This is a genomic window from Streptomyces sp. NPDC046866 (genome assembly GCF_040704625.1).
Taxonomy (GTDB): domain Bacteria; phylum Actinomycetota; class Actinomycetes; order Streptomycetales; family Streptomycetaceae; genus Streptomyces.
Window position 1 is genome coordinate 131,560 of record NZ_JBEYXN010000003.1, and the last position, 18,471, is coordinate 150,030.

The 18,471-nt window shown below is 73.5% G+C and carries 20 protein-coding genes; 10 read left to right on the plus strand and 10 right to left on the minus strand.

Features of this window, described 5'->3' with window-relative positions; translation table 11 throughout:
- Positions 1-35: 35 nt before the first annotated feature.
- Positions 36-683, plus strand: a complete 648-nt coding sequence (locus AB0953_RS06570) for an HAD family hydrolase (protein WP_366858307.1) — start codon at positions 36-38, stop codon at positions 681-683.
- Between the two features lie 31 nt (positions 684-714).
- On the opposite strand, the gene AB0953_RS06575 is transcribed toward AB0953_RS06570, so the two are convergent.
- Positions 715-969 (minus strand): hypothetical protein, encoded by a 255-nt coding sequence (locus AB0953_RS06575; RefSeq protein WP_366858308.1) that lies wholly within the window; start codon positions 967-969, stop codon positions 715-717.
- 189 nt (positions 970-1,158) lie between these two features.
- Between AB0953_RS06575 and AB0953_RS06580 the strand changes: the two genes are divergently transcribed.
- A complete protein-coding gene (locus tag AB0953_RS06580; protein WP_037924790.1) occupies positions 1,159-1,542 on the plus strand; it encodes a cold-shock protein in 384 nt (127 codons plus the stop codon).
- Between the two features lie 103 nt (positions 1,543-1,645).
- Here the strand turns inward: AB0953_RS06580 and AB0953_RS06585 are convergent, their stop codons facing one another.
- From AB0953_RS06585 to AB0953_RS06600, 4 genes are all read right to left on the minus strand, one after another.
- Positions 1,646-2,521 carry a 1,4-dihydroxy-6-naphthoate synthase gene (locus tag AB0953_RS06585; RefSeq protein ID WP_366858309.1) on the minus strand — a complete coding sequence of 292 codons (876 nt, stop codon included), beginning with the start codon at positions 2,519-2,521 and terminating at the stop codon, positions 1,646-1,648.
- Complete coding sequence (locus AB0953_RS06590; protein WP_366858310.1) at positions 2,499-3,254, minus strand: futalosine hydrolase; 756 nt, start codon at positions 3,252-3,254, stop codon at positions 2,499-2,501. The genes AB0953_RS06585 and AB0953_RS06590 overlap by 23 nt, the downstream gene beginning before the upstream one ends.
- A gap of 13 nt (positions 3,255-3,267) precedes the next feature.
- Positions 3,268-3,753, minus strand: coding sequence for a DUF2771 domain-containing protein (locus AB0953_RS06595; protein WP_366858311.1), 486 nt, complete (start codon positions 3,751-3,753; stop codon positions 3,268-3,270).
- A gap of 165 nt (positions 3,754-3,918) precedes the next feature.
- A complete protein-coding gene (locus AB0953_RS06600; RefSeq protein WP_366858312.1) occupies positions 3,919-5,337 on the minus strand; it encodes an MFS transporter in 1,419 nt (472 codons plus the stop codon).
- A gap of 391 nt (positions 5,338-5,728) precedes the next feature.
- On the opposite strand from AB0953_RS06600, the gene AB0953_RS06605 reads away from it, so the two are divergent.
- Complete coding sequence (locus AB0953_RS06605) at positions 5,729-6,637, plus strand: DUF3027 domain-containing protein (protein WP_366858313.1); 909 nt, start codon at positions 5,729-5,731, stop codon at positions 6,635-6,637.
- Positions 6,638-6,834: 197 nt separating this feature from the next.
- Complete coding sequence (gene thpR / locus AB0953_RS06610) at positions 6,835-7,395, plus strand: RNA 2',3'-cyclic phosphodiesterase (protein WP_366858314.1); 561 nt, start codon at positions 6,835-6,837, stop codon at positions 7,393-7,395.
- A gap of 192 nt (positions 7,396-7,587) precedes the next feature.
- On the opposite strand, the gene AB0953_RS06615 is transcribed toward thpR, so the two are convergent.
- Together AB0953_RS06615 and AB0953_RS06620 are read right to left on the minus strand one after the other, a co-directional pair.
- Positions 7,588-8,577, minus strand: coding sequence for an aldo/keto reductase (locus AB0953_RS06615; protein ID WP_366858315.1), 990 nt, complete (start codon positions 8,575-8,577; stop codon positions 7,588-7,590).
- A gap of 89 nt (positions 8,578-8,666) precedes the next feature.
- Positions 8,667-9,362: a GDSL-type esterase/lipase family protein gene (locus tag AB0953_RS06620; protein WP_366858316.1), complete on the minus strand. Its 696-nt coding sequence runs from the start codon at positions 9,360-9,362 to the stop codon at positions 8,667-8,669.
- Between the two features lie 112 nt (positions 9,363-9,474).
- Between AB0953_RS06620 and AB0953_RS06625 the strand changes: the two genes are divergently transcribed.
- Positions 9,475-10,560: a WD40 repeat domain-containing protein gene (locus AB0953_RS06625; RefSeq protein ID WP_366858317.1), complete on the plus strand. Its 1,086-nt coding sequence runs from the start codon at positions 9,475-9,477 to the stop codon at positions 10,558-10,560.
- A gap of 358 nt (positions 10,561-10,918) precedes the next feature.
- Here the strand turns inward: AB0953_RS06625 and AB0953_RS06630 are convergent, their stop codons facing one another.
- Together AB0953_RS06630 and AB0953_RS06635 are read right to left on the minus strand one after the other, a co-directional pair.
- The gene (locus AB0953_RS06630; RefSeq protein ID WP_366858318.1) at positions 10,919-12,178 is read right to left on the minus strand and encodes an MFS transporter; all 1,260 of its coding nucleotides are present in this window, start codon (positions 12,176-12,178) and stop codon (positions 10,919-10,921) included.
- Between the two features lie 120 nt (positions 12,179-12,298).
- A complete protein-coding gene (locus tag AB0953_RS06635) occupies positions 12,299-12,736 on the minus strand; it encodes a MarR family transcriptional regulator (RefSeq protein WP_361917628.1) in 438 nt (145 codons plus the stop codon).
- Between the two features lie 117 nt (positions 12,737-12,853).
- Between AB0953_RS06635 and AB0953_RS06640 the strand changes: the two genes are divergently transcribed.
- A complete protein-coding gene (locus AB0953_RS06640; protein ID WP_366858319.1) occupies positions 12,854-13,036 on the plus strand; it encodes a ribbon-helix-helix protein, CopG family in 183 nt (60 codons plus the stop codon).
- A 48-nt stretch (positions 13,037-13,084) separates the two neighbouring features.
- Here AB0953_RS06640 and AB0953_RS06645 read toward each other — a convergent pair whose 3' ends face one another.
- On the minus strand, positions 13,085-14,542 hold the full coding sequence (locus AB0953_RS06645) for an NCS2 family permease (protein ID WP_366858320.1): 1,458 nt from the start codon (positions 14,540-14,542) through the stop codon (positions 13,085-13,087).
- A gap of 140 nt (positions 14,543-14,682) precedes the next feature.
- Here AB0953_RS06645 and AB0953_RS06650 point away from each other — a divergent pair, with 140 nt between their 5' ends.
- The 4 genes from AB0953_RS06650 (at position 14,683) to AB0953_RS06665 (ending at position 18,371) form a co-directional block, all read left to right on the plus strand.
- Positions 14,683-14,997 carry a DUF2530 domain-containing protein gene (locus AB0953_RS06650; RefSeq protein WP_366858321.1) on the plus strand — a complete coding sequence of 105 codons (315 nt, stop codon included), beginning with the start codon at positions 14,683-14,685 and terminating at the stop codon, positions 14,995-14,997.
- 75 nt (positions 14,998-15,072) lie between these two features.
- Positions 15,073-17,556 carry a cation-translocating P-type ATPase gene (locus AB0953_RS06655; RefSeq protein ID WP_366858322.1) on the plus strand — a complete coding sequence of 828 codons (2,484 nt, stop codon included), beginning with the start codon at positions 15,073-15,075 and terminating at the stop codon, positions 17,554-17,556.
- Between the two features lie 54 nt (positions 17,557-17,610).
- Positions 17,611-17,931, plus strand: a complete 321-nt coding sequence (locus AB0953_RS06660; RefSeq protein WP_366858323.1) for a ribbon-helix-helix domain-containing protein — start codon at positions 17,611-17,613, stop codon at positions 17,929-17,931.
- Positions 17,928-18,371 carry a PIN domain-containing protein gene (locus AB0953_RS06665; RefSeq protein ID WP_366858324.1) on the plus strand — a complete coding sequence of 148 codons (444 nt, stop codon included), beginning with the start codon at positions 17,928-17,930 and terminating at the stop codon, positions 18,369-18,371. Before AB0953_RS06660 ends, AB0953_RS06665 begins: the two co-directional genes overlap by 4 nt.
- The last annotated feature ends 100 nt before the right edge of the window (positions 18,372-18,471 follow it).

Below are 18,471 nucleotides of genomic sequence, written 5' to 3' on the forward strand. Positions count from 1 at the left end.
ATGGGGCTCGGGGCCCGGCAGTGCGGGTCGGCAGAATGGGGGGCATGACCTCCGCCAGCGCCCCGGCCCGCTTCACCGTCGGCTTCGACCTCGACATGACCCTCATCGACTCCCGCCCCGGCATCAAGGCCGCCTACCAGGCGCTTTCCTCGGAGACGGGCACGTTCATCGACGCCGACCGGGCGATCTCACGCCTCGGCCCGCCGCTGGACGAGGAGCTCGCGTACTGGTTCCCGCAGGCGGAGATCCCGGCCATGGCCGACCGCTTCCGCGAGATCTATCCCACCCACGCCATCGCGCCGACGCCCGCGATGCCCGGCGCCCGCGAGGCGATCGAGGCCGTCCGGGAGCTCGGCGGCCGGGCGATCGTCGTCACGGCCAAGTACGAGCCGAACGCCCGCCTCCACCTGGAGCACCTCGGCATCCGCCCGGACGCCGTCGTCGGGTGGCTGTGGGCCGAGGCCAAGGCCGAGGCGCTGCGCGAGTACGGCGCACAGGTCTACGTCGGCGACCACGTGGGCGACGTCCGCGGGGCCCGTTCCGCCGGCGCGCTGTCGGTGGCGGTCCCCACCGGCCCGTGCCCGGAGCCGCAGCTGCGGGAGGCGGGCGCGGACGTGGTGCTGCCGGACCTCACCGCCCTGCCGGAGTGGCTCGCCGCGTACGTCCGTACGCAGGAGGGCTGAGCGGGGGAGCCACGGCCGGGCCGGCCGGGCGCTAGCCCGCCTGGGACTCCCGGGCGGCGCGCCGCCCGGCGGCCGCGGAACGCAGCACGCCGGCCGCCGAGATGGCGAACCCGACGCCCATCAGCATGCACACGGCCCACGCGTACGACGGGAAGGGGTCGGTGTGCAGGAACAGCGGGGCCATCGTCGCCAGCGTGGCCACGGCGCCGACGATGAAGACGATGCCGCCGGCCCGCACCAGGCCGTCGCCGGGCCGTGCTTCGTCGGGGTGAGGAGTAACAGTCACCCCACCAGGGTAGTTCCCTGGCCTGAGCAGCCGACAGCGCGGAGCCGGCGAAGGACCGGGGAACGTCTTGTCACCTGCTCATCGCCCACTAGCCTGGAGACGGCGGGTCACCCATGGCCCGCTGCGCTGTTATCCGGAGCCGCCGCGGCGGCCAGCCGGACCCGACGAGCACAAGGACAGAGGACGGACGTGCCCACCGGCAAGGTCAAGTGGTTCAACAGTGAGAAGGGCTTCGGCTTTCTCTCCCGCGACGACGGCGGCGACGTCTTCGTCCACTCGTCGGTACTCCCGGCCGGGGTCGACGCGCTCAAGCCCGGCCAGCGCGTCGAGTTCGGCGTCGTCGCAGGGCAGCGCGGCGACCAGGCGCTTTCGGTGACGGTGCTGGACCCGGCGCCGTCCGTCGCGGCGGCGCAGCGCCGCAAGCCCGACGAACTGGCGTCGATCGTGCAGGACCTGACCACCCTGCTCGAGAACATCACCCCGATGCTCGAGCGCGGCCGCTACCCCGACAAGGCGCACGGCACGAAGATCGCCGGTCTGCTGCGCGCGGTCGCGGACCAGCTGGACGTCTGAGAGGGACGGACATCCCGACGAGCCCGACGCACGCCGTGTGCGACCGACGGTGCCCCGCCGCTCACCGGAGCGGCGGGGCACCGTCATCCGTGCAGGCAGCGCCCTACGGGAACGCCAGCGCGTCCGGGGCGATGGCCGGAACCAGCCCCTCTGCCGCGGCCCGCGTCAGCAGCCCCCGCACCGCCGCGTAGCCGTCGTCGCCGAGGTCGGCGGTGAACTCGTTCACGTAGAGCCCGATGTGCTGGTCGGCGACGGCCGGGTCCAGCTCCTGCGCGTGCGCGCGCACGTACGGGCGGGAGGCCTCCGGGTCGTCCCAGGCCATCCGGACCGAGGTCCGGGCCGATGCGGCGAGCGCGCGCAGCGTCGGCGCGCCCAGCGACCGCTTGGCGATGATCGCGCCCAGCGGGATCGGCAGGCCGGTCGTGGTCTCCCAGTGCTCGCCCATGTCGGCCAGGCAGTGCAGCCCGTAGTCCCGATAGGTGAACCGGGCCTCGTGGATGACCAGTCCCGCGTCCACCCGGCCGTCCCGCACCGCGGGCATGATCTCGTGGAACGGCAGCACGACCACCTTGCCGACCCCGTCGGGCAGCACGTCCGCCGCCCACAGCCGGAACAGCAGGTACGCCGTGGAGCGTTCGCTCGGCACCGCCACCGTCCGCCCCGCCAGGTCCAGGCCCGGCTCCCGGGCCAGCACCAGCGGCCCGCAGCCCCGGCCCAGCGCCCCGCCGCACGGCAGCAGCGCGTACTCCCCGAGCACCCACGGCAGGACGGCGTACGACACCTTCAGCACGTCCAGCTCGCCGCGCTCGGCCATGCCGTTGGTGAGGTCGATGTCGGCGAAGGTCACGTCGAGGGCGGGTGCGCCGGGCACCCGGCCGTGGGCCCAGGCGTCGAAGACGAAGGTGTCGTTCGGACAGGGCGAATAGGCGATGCGCAGCGCGCGCCCGGTGCCGGGGTCAGGACGGGTGCCGGTGCTCATGTTGCTCTCCCCAGTGGACGAGTACGGGGCCCAGCGCGCGGAAGCCCGCGGTGAGGGCGGCCAGCGCGTCCCCGATCCGCCAGGCGGCCCGGTCGCGCGGCCCGACGGCATTGGACACGGCGCGGACCTCCAGCACGGGCAGCCCGTGCGCGGCGGCCGCCTCGGCGACCCCGAAGCCCTCCATGGCCTCGGCCCCCGCCGACGGGTGCCGGGCCGCGAGCACGTCCGCGCGGGCGGCGGTGCCGGTGACGGTCGAGACGGTCAGTACGGGCGCCAGCAGCGCCCCGGTGGCCTCGGCCGCGCGGGCGGCCAGCTCGGGCGGCGGCAGGTGCACGGTGCGGCCGAAGCCGAGCTCCTGCACGTCCAGGAAGCTGTCCGGGGTCTCGGCCCCGAGGTCGGCGGCGACGATGGCGTCGGCGACGACGAGGGAGCCGGACGGGGCGGCGGGCAGGAAGCCGCCGCCGATCCCGGCGGAGACGACGAGCGCATAGCGCGACGCGGGCGCGGAGCCGGCGGCGAGCGCGAGGGCGGTGGCCGTGGCGGCCGCCGCGGCGGCCGGACCGACCCCGCCGACGAGCACGTCGGCGGCGAGACCGGGCAGATCCCGGCGCAGGACCGGATATCCCCCGGGAAGGGCGCGCGGCTCCGGCGTGGCGGGGTCCGCATGAGGGGTCAGACCCGCGGCGACGGAGTCGGCCTCCGCCGCCACCGCGGTCACGATGAGCGCGCGCACCGTCGGGTACGGGCTACTTGAGCTTGACGTTGAAGGCCCAGACGGCGAGCGGCTTGCCGTCCTCGCCGACCTGGACGATGTTCAGCTTCTTGGAGGACGGGGCCTCGCCCTGGCCGCCGGTGGCGAAGATGTCGGCGCCGGGGAAGCTGCGGTAGGTGTTCGCGGAGGGCTCGGTGATCGGCTGTCCGTCCAGGACCGCCTGCCAGCGCTTGCCGCCCTCGACGATGTCGGGCTCGACGCCCAGGCGGAGGGTGTCGCCGCGGCCGTAGTCGATGGTCTTGGCGTCCTTGATGTCGGTGAGGCACTCCTGGACCTTGTCCATGGAGAGCTCGTGCTCGTCCGAGCAGGCGGCCTCGGCGGACACGGACGTGCTGCCGACCGTCACGGTCGCCAGCGGCGTCGGCTTGTCGCAGGCCGACAGGAGGAGGAGGCCGGCGGACACGGCTCCGAGGGCCGCGACGCTGCGGCGGCCCTTACCCGAGATAAGCGGTGCGGTCATGAGCCGAAGGCTATCGGGCCCGCCGCCCTTGCCGCTGCCCGGGGCCCCGGCGACCTGCGGCGCGCCGCCGCCGCTCCCGCTGCGCGGAGCCCGTCCCCGCCCCGTCCCTTCCCGAAACCGGGCTCCGCCCGGACCCTTGTGCGCTCGAACGCCGCGCGGGCCGGATCAGCCGCGCAGCGGTGGGTCGGTCCCGCCCGGCCGGGCGGGGCGGCGGGTCAGGCCGCTCGGGCGTGGGTGGTGGCGCGCTGGTTGGGGGGCGGAGAGGAGGCCGCGCACGGCCACCGTCGTGCCCGCGGCCACGATCGCCGCGGCCACCGCCATGCCCAGGATGCCGTGCAGCGGCAGCACGATGCCGATCGCCCCGCCCAGCACCCACGCCACCTGCAGCAGGGTCTCGGACCGGGCGAAGGCCGACGTGCGCACCGATTCGGGGACGTCCCGCTGGATCATCGCGTCCAGCGACAGCTTCGCCAGCGCCTGGCAGAACCCCGCGGTGGCCACGAGCACGGCCACGAACAGCCCGCTGAAGAACACCGCGGCGAGGATCGCCATCCCCAGCGTCGCGGCCAGCACCGCCGCGATGATCCCCTCGGGGGCCCGGGCCCGCAGCCACGCGCCCACGGCCGTCCCGCCCGCGTTCCCGACGCCCGCCGCGACGCCCACGATGCCCAGCGACACCGCCGCGCTCTGCCCGGCCAGCGGGTGCTCGCGCAGCAGGAACGCCAGGAAGAAGATCAGGAACCCGGACAGGGTCCGCATCGCCGCATTGGCCAGCAGCCCGCACAGCACGGGCCGGCTGACGGTGCGCAGCCCCGGCTTCTTCGAGTGCGGCTCGTGCGTGGACAGCCGGGCCCGCCGCTCCCCCTTGGCCTCGTCCACCTTGTGCGGCAGGGTGAACGCCGCGAACGCACCCCCCAGGAAGATCACGCAGGCCCCGTACAGCGGCCACGGGGGCCCGATGGTGTGCAGCCCGGCCGCGACCGGCGCCGCGGCCCCGGTCGCGAGGAGGCCGGCCAGGGTCACCCGGGAGTTGGCCTTCACGAGGGAGAAGTCCGGCGGGAGCAGCCGCGGCACCACCGCGCTGCGCACCACCCCGTACGCCTTGGACGCCACGAGCACGCCCAGCGCCGCCGGGTAGAGCTCGATCCCGCCCGTGGCCACCGCGCCCGACATCGCCACCGCGAGCAGCGCCCGCGTCAGCATCGCGCCCGCCATCGCGGCCCGCCGCCCGTGCGGCAGCCGGTCCAGCAGCGGCCCGATCACGGGGGCCAGCAGCGTGAACGGGGCCATGGTGATGGCCAGGTACAGCGCGACCCGCCCGCGCGCCTCGTCCGTCGGCACCGAGAAGAACACCGTCGACGCCAGCGCCACCGTGATCATCACGTCGCCGGCGCCGTTCACGGCGTGCAGCTCGATCAGCTTCCCGAGCCCGGACTCGCCGGCCCCCTGCGCGTGCGTGGCCCGCCGGATCCCGCGCGCGGCTCCCGTCACCGGCAGGTGCAGGGCACGCCCGATGGCCCGGCCGGCCCGCCTGGCCGGTCCCGAGCCGCCACGCGACGACCGTGCGGGTGCCACACTCGACATAGTGCCCCACGCACCCGCCGGGGTCCCGTCCCGGCGCGCTCCGGGGGCACCGCGGACGGCCCTCGGGCAGCCTCGGGCGGCCCTCCGCACGGACATCGGGTCACGGAGGGGTCGCAGCCTTGTCCGCGAATCGGACCTTGCATGTGGGCCAGCGGCGTCGAAGGAGGTAGCGTGCGTAGCGCGCCACCGGCGGTTGCTCTTGGCCGCGCGCCTCTTCGCGATCCCGCAGAATGGATTGCAGGTGGGTGTGCCCGAGGCCGATCGGGCGCGGACGTCGACGCGGCCCTCAGGTCCGCTCCGCTCGCGCCACGTACGGACAGGACCGACGGGTCGTTGTGGACGACAGTACGGACGGCGCACTCGTGAGACGGCGTAGGAGAGAACGAGACCAGTGAGTGCTGCGACGACGCGAAGCCGTACCCCCGACCGCCTGTGCGCCGAGGCGGTGGACCTCGCCCGCGAGGCCGCCGAGGAAGTCGCCGCGCCCGGAGTGGTGGGCGAGCACGTCTCGGCGATCGCGGAGGGCGACCGCGTCGTCACCCACTTCTTCGAGTGCAAGGACCCCGCCTACCGCGGCTGGCGGTGGGCCGTCACCGTGACCCGCGCCTCCCGCGCGAAGAACGTCACCCTCGACGAAACGGTGCTCCTGCCCGGCTCCGACGCCCTCCTGGCGCCCGAGTGGGTGCCGTGGAGCGAGCGCCTGCGCCCCGGCGACCTCGGCCCCGGCGACCTGCTGCCCACCGACGCCGACGACCTGCGCCTGGAGCCGGGCTACTCCGGCGAGGACGCCCCGCCGCCGAACTCCGCCGTCTCCGCCGAGATGGCCGAGCTCGTCGAGGCCGAGGACGCCGACGTCACCGACCGCACGGTGGTCCCCGCCCGCGGCTCCATCGCCGACGTCGCCGAGGAACTGGGCATGCGGCGCGCCCGCGTGCTGTCCCGCTACGGGCTGCACACCGCCGCCGACCGCTGGGACGAGGCCTTCGGTGCGAAGACCCCGATGGCCCAGGCGGCCCCCGCCTCCTGCGTCTCCTGCGGCTTCCTCGTCAAGATCGGCGGCTCGCTCGGCCAGGCCTTCGGCGTCTGCGCCAACGAGTTCGGCCCCGCCGACGGCCACCTGGTCTCGCTCTCGTACGGCTGCGGCGGCCACTCCGAGGCCGCGGTCATGCCGAAGCCGCTGCGGCCCGCGCCTCCGGTCCTGGACTCGATGGCGGCGGACGAGTTCCCGCTGCGGCCCGCCGACGACACCGGCTCGGTGCCCACCGCGGACCTGCCTGCCGCCGACCTCGGCCACTCCTAGCCCGCACCGGTCCGGCAGCGCCGAACGGCCCTGCGCCCGGGCGGCGTTGCCGAGGGCCGCACCGGCAGCAGGCGAAGCGGGGCCGGGCGGCCCGCCGGCCGCCGAGTGGGGTCCCCCGGACGGCGTCCGGGGGAGAGGCCCGGCGGGGTGCGCGCGGGGTCCGGGCGCGGTCCCGGGCGGGTCGATACGCTCGGGGTATGAGGCTGTTCGCTGCCGTGGTGCCGCCGGAGGGGGCCTTGGCCGAGCTGCGGCAGGCCGTGCAGGCGGTACGGGACGAGCGGCTGCGGTGGACCGCCGAGGAGGGCTGGCACTTCACGCTCGCCTTCATGGGCGAGGTGCAGGAGGCCGTCCTGCCGGAGCTGTACGCCCGCATGGCCCGCGCAGCGCACCGCACCGCCCCCTTCGCCCTGCGCCTCCACGGCTCCGGCCGCTTCGGCGACCGCGCCCTGTGGACCGGCGCCGCCGGCGGCATCGACGACCTGCGGATGCTGGCCGAGCGCGCCGACGCCGCGGCCCGCCGGGCCGGCGTGCCGATGGAGCAGCACCGCCGCTACAAGGCCCACCTCACCCTGGCCCGCAGCCACGGCGGCACGGCCCTGCGGCCGTACCTCGACGCCCTGGCCGGCTTCGAGGGCACGCCCTGGCAGGTCCGCGAGCTCAGCCTGATCCGCAGCAACCTGCCCACCGGCGGCGGCCCCGGCGAGCGGCCCCGCTACGAGGTGCTCGAGGCCTGGCCCCTCGGGGGCGACCCGGGGTGAGCGCGCCCCGCCCGCGCCCCTCCGTGCGGGGGACGGGGGCGGCCGCGTTACGCTCGACGGGTGGATCCCAAGACCCGTAACCGCGTGATGGCCGGTGTGCTCGTGCTGATGTTCGTCGTCGTGGCCGTGGCGGCCGCCGTCGGACAGTAGCGGGGCCCCACCGCCGGCAGGCCCCCGCCACGGGTCCCGCCGCTACCAGGCGAACGCCTCCGGCGCCGGTCCCGGCCCCGGGAAGACCTCGTCCAGGCCGTCCAGGACCTCCTGCGAGAGCTCCAGCTCCACCGCCCGCACGGCGGACGCGAGCTGCTCCGCCGTACGCGGACCCACGATCGGCCCGGTGACCCCCGGCCGGGTCAGCAGCCAGGCCAGCGCGGCCTCGCCCGGCTCCAGCCCGTGCTTGTCCAGCAGGTCCTCGTACGCCTGGACCTGCGCCCGCACCGTGCTGTTGGCCAGCGCATCGGCCGAGCGCCCGCTCGCCGTGCGCCCTGAGTCGGCCGCCTTGCGGATGGCCCCGCCCAGCAGGCCGCCGTGCAGCGGGGACCACGGGATGACCCCGAGCCCGTACTCCTGCGCGGCCGGGATGACCTCCAGCTCGGCGCGCCGCTCGGCGAGGTTGTACAGGCACTGCTCGCTGACCAGGCCGAGCCGGCCGGTCCGGGCCGCCGTCTCGTTGGCCTGGGCGATCTTCCAGCCGGGGAAGTTCGAGGAGCCGGCGTAGAGGATCTTGCCCTGCTGGACCAGGACCTCCACGGCCTGCCAGATCTCCTCGAACGGCGTCAGCCGGTCGACGTGGTGGAACTGGTAGAGGTCGATGTAGTCGGTGTTCAGCCGCTTGAGGCTGGCGTCGACGGCCCGCCGGATGTTCAGCGCCGACAGCCGGTCGTAGTTGGGCCACGGCTGGCCTTCGGGGGCCATGCTCGCGTAGACCTTGGTGGCGAGGACGGTCTTCTCGCGGCGGCGCCCGCCCTGCGCGAACCAGGTGCCGATGATCTCCTCGGTGCGGCCCTTGTTCTCGCCCCACCCGTACACGTTCGCGGTGTCGAAGAAGTTGATGCCCGCATCGTGGGCGGCGTCCATGATGGCGTGGCTCTCCGGCTCCCCGGTCTGGGGGCCGAAGTTCATCGTGCCGAGTACAAGTCGGCTGACCTTGAGGCCGGTGCGTCCGAGCTGTGTGTACTTCATGGGGCCCTAGCCAACTGCTTGGAGTGCGCTCGAGGCAAGTGCCGCGGGTGAAGGGCGTGTTACGCGTTGCGCCTTGCCTGTCGCGCCTGTCAGGCGGGGTCGACGGCGGGGCGATAGCGGCCGCCGATGCCCCAGGCCTGGTGCAGGACGGCGGCGAACTCCCCGGCCAGCCGGTGCTCGCCGGAGGCGTTGGGGTGGGTGCCGTCGTAGGTGTCGCGGTGGATGTCGTACGCGTCCGGGCGCGCCCCCAGCAGGATCGGCGAGGCGGGGGTGGACAGGTCGGCGACGGCCTTGGCGAGGAGCTCGTTGAAGCGGGCCACCTCGGCGGCGAAGGGCGCGTCGGACTCGGCCCGTACGTTCGGTATGACCGGCAGCAGGACCATCCGGACGGAGGGGCGCGCGGCGCGGGCCTCGGCGATGAACCGGCGGGCGTTGGCGGCGGTCTCGTCGGCCTTGGTGTAGAAGCCGAGGTCGATCAGGCCGAGGGAGACCAGCAGGACGTCGGCCTTGCCGGCGGCGACGGCCGGGCCTATGACGGGGGCCATGTGCTGCCAGCCCTCGCCCCAGCCGGCGAGGTGGCGGCGGGCCCGGTCGGGGAAGGCGGGGTCGGCGTAGGCGTGGCTGGTCGGGGCGTCGGCGTGGATGTCGTACAGCTCGCAGCGCGGGCCGACGATGCGGTACGGGCCGCCGAAGGTCGCGTTGAGGTGCTGCCACATCCGGTAGCGCCAGGTGTAGTCGCCGGCGCGTCCGATGGTCATGGAATCGCCGACGAACATGAAACGCATCCGGTCATCATCGCGGATCACGCGCCCGAAGCCCCTGTGATGCCGGACACGGTGACCGCTCCCCCGCAGGGCGGGGGCCGCGGGGCGCGCGGGCCCCTGGCAGGCTGGGGGCATGCGCCTGCTGCCGCCGTCGTCGCCGCCCTCGCCGCTCCCGTCCGCGCCCGGGAGGTGCACCGCGGCCGGTGCACTCGCTGCGCCCCTCCTGCTCCTGCTGCTCCTGCCGGGCCCGGCGGCGGCCGCGACCCCCGCGCCCGCGCCGGCGCCCGCCCCGACGGGCTTCACGATCAGCGACCCGCGGATCAAGGAGTCGAGCGGTCTGGCGGCGAGCCGGATCCACCCGGGCGTGTACTGGACGCACAACGACAGCGACGACGGCCCGTACGTGTACGCGGTGGACTCGGCGACCGGCAAGACCGTCGCCCGCATCACCCTGTCCGGCATCGGGACCCCGCGCGACGTCGAGGCGATCTCGCTGGGGCCCGACGGGCAGCTGTACGTCGGCGACATCGGCGACAACCGCAACGGCACCTGGGACCACGTGTGGATCTACCGCTTCCCGGAGCCGAAGGTGCTGGCGGACGCCACGGTCACCGCGGAGCAGTTCACGGTGAAGTACGCCGACGGGCCGCGCAACGCCGAGGCGCTGATGGTGCATCCGGTGACGGGCCGGGTGTACATCGCGAGCAAGAGCGAGGACAAGGGCGGGCTGTACGAGGGCCCGGAGCGGCTGTCGGCGTCGGGGACGAACGTCTTCCGGCGGGTGGCGGACCTGCCCTGGGTGACGGACGGGGCGTTCTCGCCGGACGGCGGGCGGCTCACGCTGCGCGGGTACTTCTTCGCGCGGACCTGGCCGTGGAAGGACGGCCGGCCGGAGGGCGAGGGCGAGCGGGTGGACGCGCCGTGGCAGGGGCAGGCGGAGTCGGTGACGTACACGGCGGACGGGTCGGCCCTGATGTTCGGGTCGGAGGGGGAGAACAGCCGGGTGGTGGCGGTGCCGGTGCCGGTGAAGCCGGGGGCGGCCGGGGCCGGCGGGGCCTCCGGCCCGCCGGCGGGGTCCCCGGCCGGCGGCGCCTCCGCACCGCCGGCCGCCGCCGCGGGCGGGGGCGGCTCGTTCACCAAGGGTGCGGCGGTCCTGGCCGTGGGCACGGCCCTGGTCCTGGCCGCCAAACGCCTCCTCCGCCGCCGCCCCCGCCCCTGACCCACGGCCCCGGCGCGCCCGGCCCGCCACCGCCCCCGGCCGGGGCTGACCGCAGCCGCCCGCTGTGCCGGATCTGCGGCTCCGCCGCGTGGCGGGGTCCGCACGGCACGGGTTCCGTGCGCTCCGCGCCCGGTGCGCTCAAGCGCCGCGCGGGCTGCACCGTGCCGCTGCGCGCCCGTTCCGGCCCCCACGCCCGCGCCCGCCTTTTCCGGAGCCGGCGGTCCGGCATGCCCGGCCCCGCCGGCGTTTGAGGCGCGGGCTGCTGGGGCGGGGCCCCGGCAAGCCCGGCCGCTCACCGCCCGGTCTGGGGCGGGGGGCCGGCCCTTCCAGCCCCGCAGGCGCGCGGCGGGAGCGGGGGCTAGGCGGCCTTGACCAGGCGGCCCTCGGCCGTCGGGACGAAGGCGACGCCCTGACGGCTGACGCTCAGGCGGAGGTTGCCGACGCGGGACAGGACCACCGCGATCGCCGCCGCGGCGACCAGCGAGGCGGCGCCGCCGGCGGCCATGCCGATCCGCGGCCCGTACGTGTCGGTGACCCAGCCGACCAGCGGCGCGCCGATCGGGGTGCCGCCGGAGAAGACCATCATGAACAGCGCCATCACCCGCCCCCGCATCTCGGGGTCGGTGGCCGTCTGGACCGTGGTGTTCGCCGTGACGTTCACCGTCAGACCGAACATCCCGATCGGCACCAGCAGGGCGGCGAACAGCCAGAATCCCGGGGCGAAGGCGGTGGCGACCAGCAGCGCGGAGAACACCAGCGCGGCCGTGACCAGCAGCCGCAGCCGGGCCAGGCCGCGGCGCGCCGCCAGCAGGGCGCCCGCCAGCGATCCGGCCGCGAGCAGGGTGTTCAGCAGCCCGTACGTGCCGGCGTCCTCGTGGAAGACGTCGCCGACGAACGCCGAGAGCCAGATCGGGAAGTTGAACCCGAAGGTGCCGATGCACCCGACGAGCACGATCGGCCAGACCAGCTCGGGCCGCCCGGCGACGTGCCGCAGGCCCTCGCGCAGCTGCCCCTTGGCCCGGGGCTGCGGCTCGGCCCGGTGCAGTTCGGCCGTGCGCATCAGCAGCAGGCCGGCCACGGGGGCGGCGAAGGACAGCCCGTTCAGCAGGAAGGCCCAGCCGGAGCCGACGGCGGTGATGAGCACACCGGCGACGGCCGGGCCGACCAGCCGCGCGGACTGGAAGTTCGCCGAGTTCAGGCTGACGGCGTTGGCGAGCTGGCGCGGGCCGACCATCTCGGCGACGAAGGTCTGCCGGGCGGGGTTGTCCACGACGGTGATCAGGCCGAGGAGCAGGGCGGCGACGTACACGTGCCAGACCCGGACGTCCCCGGCCAGGGTCAGGGTGGCGAGGGCGACGCCGGTCAGGCCCATCAGGCTCTGGGTGGCGATCAGCAGCGGCCGCTTGGGGAGCCGGTCGGCGAGGACGCCGCCGTACAGGCCGAGGACCAGCATGGGCAGGAACTGCAGCGCGATGGTGATGCCGACGGCCGAGGCCGAGCCGGTCAGGGACAGGACCAGCCAGTCCTGGGCGATGCGCTGCATCCAGGTGCCGGTGTTGGAGACGGCCTGTCCGAGGGCGAAGAGCCGGTAGTTCCGGATCCGGAGCGAGGCGAACATCGACTTCGAGGTCGAGGTGCGGCCCGCTCGGCCGGCGGCGGGGGTAGGGGTGGGTTGGTGGCCGGGTGCGGAACTCGTTCCGTTTCCCGTACTCAAGAGGTCAGCCTCCTCGGGTCGTTCCTATAGGTGCGCAAGCTTCTCCAGGACGGGTGCGGCCTCGCGCAGCTTGGCCCATTCGTCCTCGGTGAGCTCTGCCGCCAGCCCGGCCAGGAAGGCGTTGCGCTTGCGGCGGCTCTCCTCGAGCATCGCCTCGGCCTCCTCCGTCTGGCTGACCACCTTCTGGCGGCGGTCCTCGGGGTGCGGTTCCAGCTTGACCAGTCCCTTGGCCTCCAGCAGCGCGACGATGCGCGTCATGGACGGCGGCTGCACGTGCTCGCGCCGCGCCAGCTCGCCGGGGGTGGCCCGCCCGCAGCGGGCGAGGGTGCCGAGGACCGACATCTCGGTCGGGCTCAGCGATTCGTCGACGCGCTGGTGCTTGAGGCGTCGGCCCAGCCGCATGACGGCGGAGCGGAGGTCGTTCACGGCGGCAGCGTCGCCACCATGGGAAAGGTCGGGCATGTCCTTAGGGTAACTCATTACTCTCTCTAAAGAACAACGGGATATGAGTCACTCATACGAGTGAGCGGGCGGTGAAAAGCGACGCGCGTCCACGCCCTGTGCCCCGACCCTTGCGCCATGGGGACACACGTGCTGAGCATGCGCATAGACGGGGAGCTGCTCGACCGCCTCCGGCTACACGCCGCCAAACGCGGAATGAGCGTCCAGGACTATGTCGTCCGGACGCTCATTCGCGATGACTTCGACGAGCGCTTCAAGGCGGCGGTCGACGAGACGGAGAAGTTCTACGGGGTGACCTGACCCCCGCGGGCCGCAGCCGGCCCTGCTGCGGGCCGCGGCCCGGTCCTGCTACGTGAGGCCGAGCGCCGGCATCGCGTAGTAGAAGACGAACACCGCCGACACGACGTACATGGCCACCGGGACCTCGCGGCCCCGGCCGGTCGCCAGCCGCAGCACGCTGAAGCTGATGAAGCCGAGCCCGATGCCGTTGGTGATCGAGTAGGTGAAGGGCATCATCACCATCGCCAGGAAGGCGGGGACGGCGATGGTGAAGTCGTTCCAGTCGATGTCCTTGATCGAGCCCGCGAGGATCAGGAAGCCGACCGCGACCAGCGCGGGCGTGGCCGCCTGGGACGGGACCATCGTGGCGAGCGGGGTCAGGAACAGGGCCACCGTGAACAGGCCGCCCGTGACGACGTTCGCCAGGCCCGTGCGGGCGCCCTCGCCGACACCGGCGGTGGACTCCACGAAGCAGGTGGTGGCCGAGGAGGACGTGGCGCCGCCGGAGGCGACGGCCAGGCCGTCGATGAACAGCACCCGGTTGATGCCCGGGAAGTTGCCGTCCCGGTCGATCAGCTTGGCCTCGTCGCCGACGCCGAGGATCGTGCCCATCGCGTCGAAGAAGCAGGACAGCAGCACGGTGAAGACGAACAGGCAGCCGGTCAGCACGCCGACCTTGCCGAAGCCGCCGAACAGGCTGACCTCGCCGACGAGCCCGAAGTCGGGCGCCGCCACCGGGTTGCCGGGCCACTTGGGCACGGTCAGGCCCCAGCCGGAGTCCGGCAGGTCGGCGACCAGCTGGACGACGAGGGCGGCGACGGTCATCGCGACGATGGAGATCAGGATCGCGCCGGGCGTCTTGCGGATCAGCAGGGTGAACGTCAGCAGCACGCCGACGATGAAGATCAGCACCGGCCAGCCGTGCAGGTGGCCGTTCAGCCCGAGCTGGAGCGGCACGGTGGTGTGCGCGGCGTCCGGGATGCGGGTGACGAAGCCGGAGTCGACCAGGCCGATCAGCATGATGAACAGGCCGATGCCGATCGCGATGCCCTTGCGCAGGCCCAGCGGCACGGCGTTCATGACCCGCTCGCGCAGGCCGGTGGCGACCAGCAGCATCACCACGAAACCGGCGAGCACCACCATGCCCATCGCGTCGGGCCAGCTCATGCGCGGGGCGAGCTGGAGGGCGACCACGGTGTTGACGCCGAGGCCGGCGGCGAGGGCGATCGGGACGTTGCCGATGACGCCCATGAGGAGCGTGGTGAAGGCCGCCGTCAGGACGGTGGCGGTCACCAGCTGGCCGCCGTCGAGCTGGTGGCCGTACATGTCCTTCGCGCTGCCGAGGATGATCGGGTTCAGCACGATGATGTAGGCCATCGCGAAGAAGGTGGCGAAGCCGCCGCGGACCTCGCGCCCGACGGTCGAGCCGCGCTCGGAGATCTTGAAGAAGCGGTCCAGGCCGGACGTGCCGGGAGTCTGGGGCTGCGCGGCTGGCGCGGGGGCCGGGGCAGGGGCCGACGTACTCATGCGGTCCTCATTGCGTGGGCGTGGGGGGTTCATACGGAGAAAATGGGCCGAGCCCACAACCGTTTCAGTATGAACACATGAACGAAACGCCGTCCATCTCCGCGCGTAGACCCCAAATTCGGCCGCCTAGACTGGAGGGCATGGCGAAATGGACTGCGAAGCACGAGGCACCGGAGCCCCTGGAAGGACCGGTCGTCGCGACCGTCACCGGCGGCACGATCCTCTGGTTCGCCCTGTTCCTCGTCCAGCTGCCCTTCTACGGCTGGTTCGCCGACCGGGACCTGCTGTGGTGGGTCTGGTGCTGCGCGGCCGGCGGCGGGCTCGGCCTCATCGGCATCTGGTACGTCCGCGGCCGCGACGCCGCCCTCAAGCGGCACGCCGCCGCGCAGGCCGAAGGCCCCGCCGGATCCGCGACGGGCTCCGCGACGGAAGCGATCACCGAGACCAAGGGCTGATTCCGCTCATCCCGAAGTCGGATCTCCACCCTTCTCGGGGGGTGAACCGGCAGAACCCGCTTTACCGTCGAAAGCATGACGCAGCGGGCGAGGACCGAATCCGACGGGCCCGAGCCGGGCGCCGACGGCGCCCCCGGCCCCGGCCCCGGCGGCACCCGCATCGACGCGGGCGCCGAGCTCGACCCCGTCCACCCCGTCGCCCCGCCGGCACCCCGTTTCCAACCCCGCGGCCTGACCACCGCCGAGGTCGCCGAGCGCGTCGCGCGCGGAGCCGTCAACGACGTCCCGGTCCGCTCCTCCCGCTCCACCGCCGACATCGTCCGCGCCAACGTCTTCACCCGCTTCAACGCCATCATCGGCGTGCTGTGGGGCATCATGCTGTGCGTCGCACCGTTCCAGGACAGCCTCTTCGGCTACGTCATCCTCGCCAACACCGGCATCGGCATCATCCAGGAGCTGCGCGCCAAGAAGACCCTCGACAGCCTCGCCGTCATCGGCGAGGTGAGACCGAGCGTGCGCCGCGACGGCCGCACCGCCGAGGTCTCCACCTCCGAGATCGTCCTCGACGACGTCATCGAGCTGGGCCCGGGGGACAAAGTCGTCGTCGACGGCGTCGTCGGCGAGGCGGACGGCCTGGAGATCGACGAGTCCCTGCTCACCGGCGAGGCCGACCCCGTCCTCAAACGGCCCGGCGACCCGGTGATGTCCGGGTCCTTCGTCGTCGCCGGCGGCGGCGCGTTCACCGCCGCCAAGGTCGGCCGCGAGGCCTACGCCGCCCAGCTCGCCGAGGAGGCCGCCCGCTTCACCCTCGTCCACTCCGAGCTGCGCTCCGGGATCTCCACCATCCTCAAGTACGTCACCTGGATGATGATCCCGACGTCCATCGGGCTCATCGTCAGCCAGCTGGTCGTCAAGGACAACAACCTCAAGGACTCCATCGCCCGCACCGTCGGCGGCATCGTCCCGATGATCCCCGAGGGCCTGGTCCTGCTGACCTCCGTCGCCTTCGCGATCGGCGTCGTCCGGCTCGGCCGCAAGCAGTGCCTGGTGCAGGAGCTGCCCGCCATCGAGGGCCTCGCCCGCGTCGACGTCGTCTGCCTCGACAAGACCGGCACCCTCACCGAGGGCGGCATGGACGTCAGCGAGCTGCGGCCGCTCGCCGGTGCGGAGGCCGCCCACGTCGAGAAGGTCCTCGGCGCGTTCGGCGAGTCCGACCCGCGCCCGAACGCCAGCCTCCAGGCCATCATCGACGCCTACCCCGACAGCGCGGACTGGCGCTGCACCGAGTCCCTGCCCTTCTCCTCCGCCCGCAAGTACAGCGGCGCCAGCTTCAGCGAGGGCGACGGCGAGCACTCCACCTGGCTGCTCGGCGCCCCCGACGTCCTGCTCCCGGACGACGACCCGGCCCTGGCCGAGATCGACGAGCTGAACGAGCAGGGCCTGCGCGTGCTGCTGCTCGCCCGCGCCACCCGCGAGCTCGACGACGAGGCCGTGGCCGCCGGCGCCCGGCCCACCGCCCTGATCGTGCTGGAGCAGCGGCTGCGCCCGGACGCCGCGGACACCCTGCGCTACTTCGCGGACCAGAAGGTCCACGCGAAGGTCATCTCCGGCGACAACGCGGTCTCCGTCGGCGCGGTCGCCGGGAAACTCGGCCTGCCCGGCGCCGCGAACACCGTCGACGCGCGCACGATGCCGGCCGAGCAGGCGGGCATGGCCGAGGTCCTCGACGGGAACTCGGTCTTCGGCCGGGTCAACCCGCAGCAGAAGCGGGACATGGTCGGCGCCCTGCAGTACCGCGGGCACACGGTGGCGATGACCGGCGACGGCGTCAACGACGTCCTCGCCCTCAAGGACGCCGACATCGGCGTCTCGATGGGCTCGGGCTCGGAGGCCACCCGGGCCGTCGCGCAGATCGTCCTGCTCGACAACAGCTTCGCCACCCTCCCCTCGGTGGTCGCCGAGGGCCGCCGCGTCATCGGCAACATCACCCGCGTCGCCACCCTCTTCCTCACCAAGACCGTCTACTCGGTGCTGCTGGCGATCCTGGTGGTCTGCTGGCAGGTGGAGTACCCCTTCCTGCCGCGTCACCTGACCCTGCTGTCCACCCTCACCATCGGCGTCCCGGCGTTCTTCCTGGCCCTGGCCCCGAACAAGGAGCGGGCGCGGCCGCACTTCGTGAGGCGGGTGATGCGGTACGCGGTCCCGGGCGGGGTGATCGCCGCGGTCGCCACGTTCGTCACGTACCTGCTGGCCCGCCACCACTACACCGGCCCGGACTCCCTCCAGGCCGAGACGAGCGCGGCGACGCTGACGCTGTTCCTGACCTCGATGTGGGTCCTGGCGATCGTCGCCCGCCCGTACACGTGGTGGCGGGTGGTGCTGGTCGGCGCGATGGCGGGGGCCTTCCTCGTCGTCCTGGCGGTCCCGTGGCTCCAGGACTTCTTCCAGCTGAGGCTGGTGGGCACCCCGATGCCTTGGACGGCGGTCGCCATCGCCGCGGCCGCCTCCGCCCTGATCGAGGTCACCTTCCGCTGGGTGGACCACCGCTTCCCGGCGTAGGGTCCACCCTTCCGGGTGATGACACGGACTCCAGAGCATCGCCATACTGGCCGTATGGCAACAAAGAAGGTGACCATCACCTTGCCCGAAGAAACGCTCGAGTACATCAAGGAGCAAGTGGACGCCCGCGGCGTTTCTGCCTTTGTGACCGAGGCGGTCGAGCGCCGGATCGCGGCGCACAAGCTCACCGAGCTGGCGGGAATGCTGGAGGAGGAGTTCGGCCCCTACTCCGAAGAGGCTTATGACGCGGTGCTCGACCGCATCGCGGAGATGGACGCGTGGCATGACGCGATGCGCGTCGGGGAGTACGCCAGACCCGAAGCAAGAGAGGAGGGCGCGTCGGAACCGGAAACCCCGCAGGGGCGTGCCGCATGACCCGTCGATCCTCGCGGACGCTTCCCCCGCGTCCCCGCGTCTTCGTGTTGGACTGCGAGGCCCTCTCCAAGGCATCGCGCGGCGACGAGACGGTCGCCCTGTTCGTGAAGGCCGCCTCCGCGAACGGCATCCAGGTCGTCACCTCGGCGCTCACCGTCCTGGAGGCCTGGGACCCGCGCGCAGGCAAGCAGGGCAAGGCCTGGGAATGGCTCTTGTCGCGTGTGGAGGTCGTCCACACCGACGACCGCATCCTCATCGATGCCCGTGACCTCCTGACCCAAGCCGGCTTGCACGGACACAAGCACGCCCTTGACGCAGTCCTCGCAGCCGTCGCACTCCGCTTCACGGATCCCAAGACGGACGTCGCCGTACTCACCTCCGACACCGACGACCTGCGCAAGCTCCTGGCCGGCCACCGGATCCGGGTGGATCAGATCTGAGGGAGCCTGCGCCGATCGCCCACCCGGGCCGCGGTCAGGGCCGCATCCGCCGGGTGGGCCAAGGGGCTGCTCGCGTGGGCGGCGGGCACGGTGCATGCGC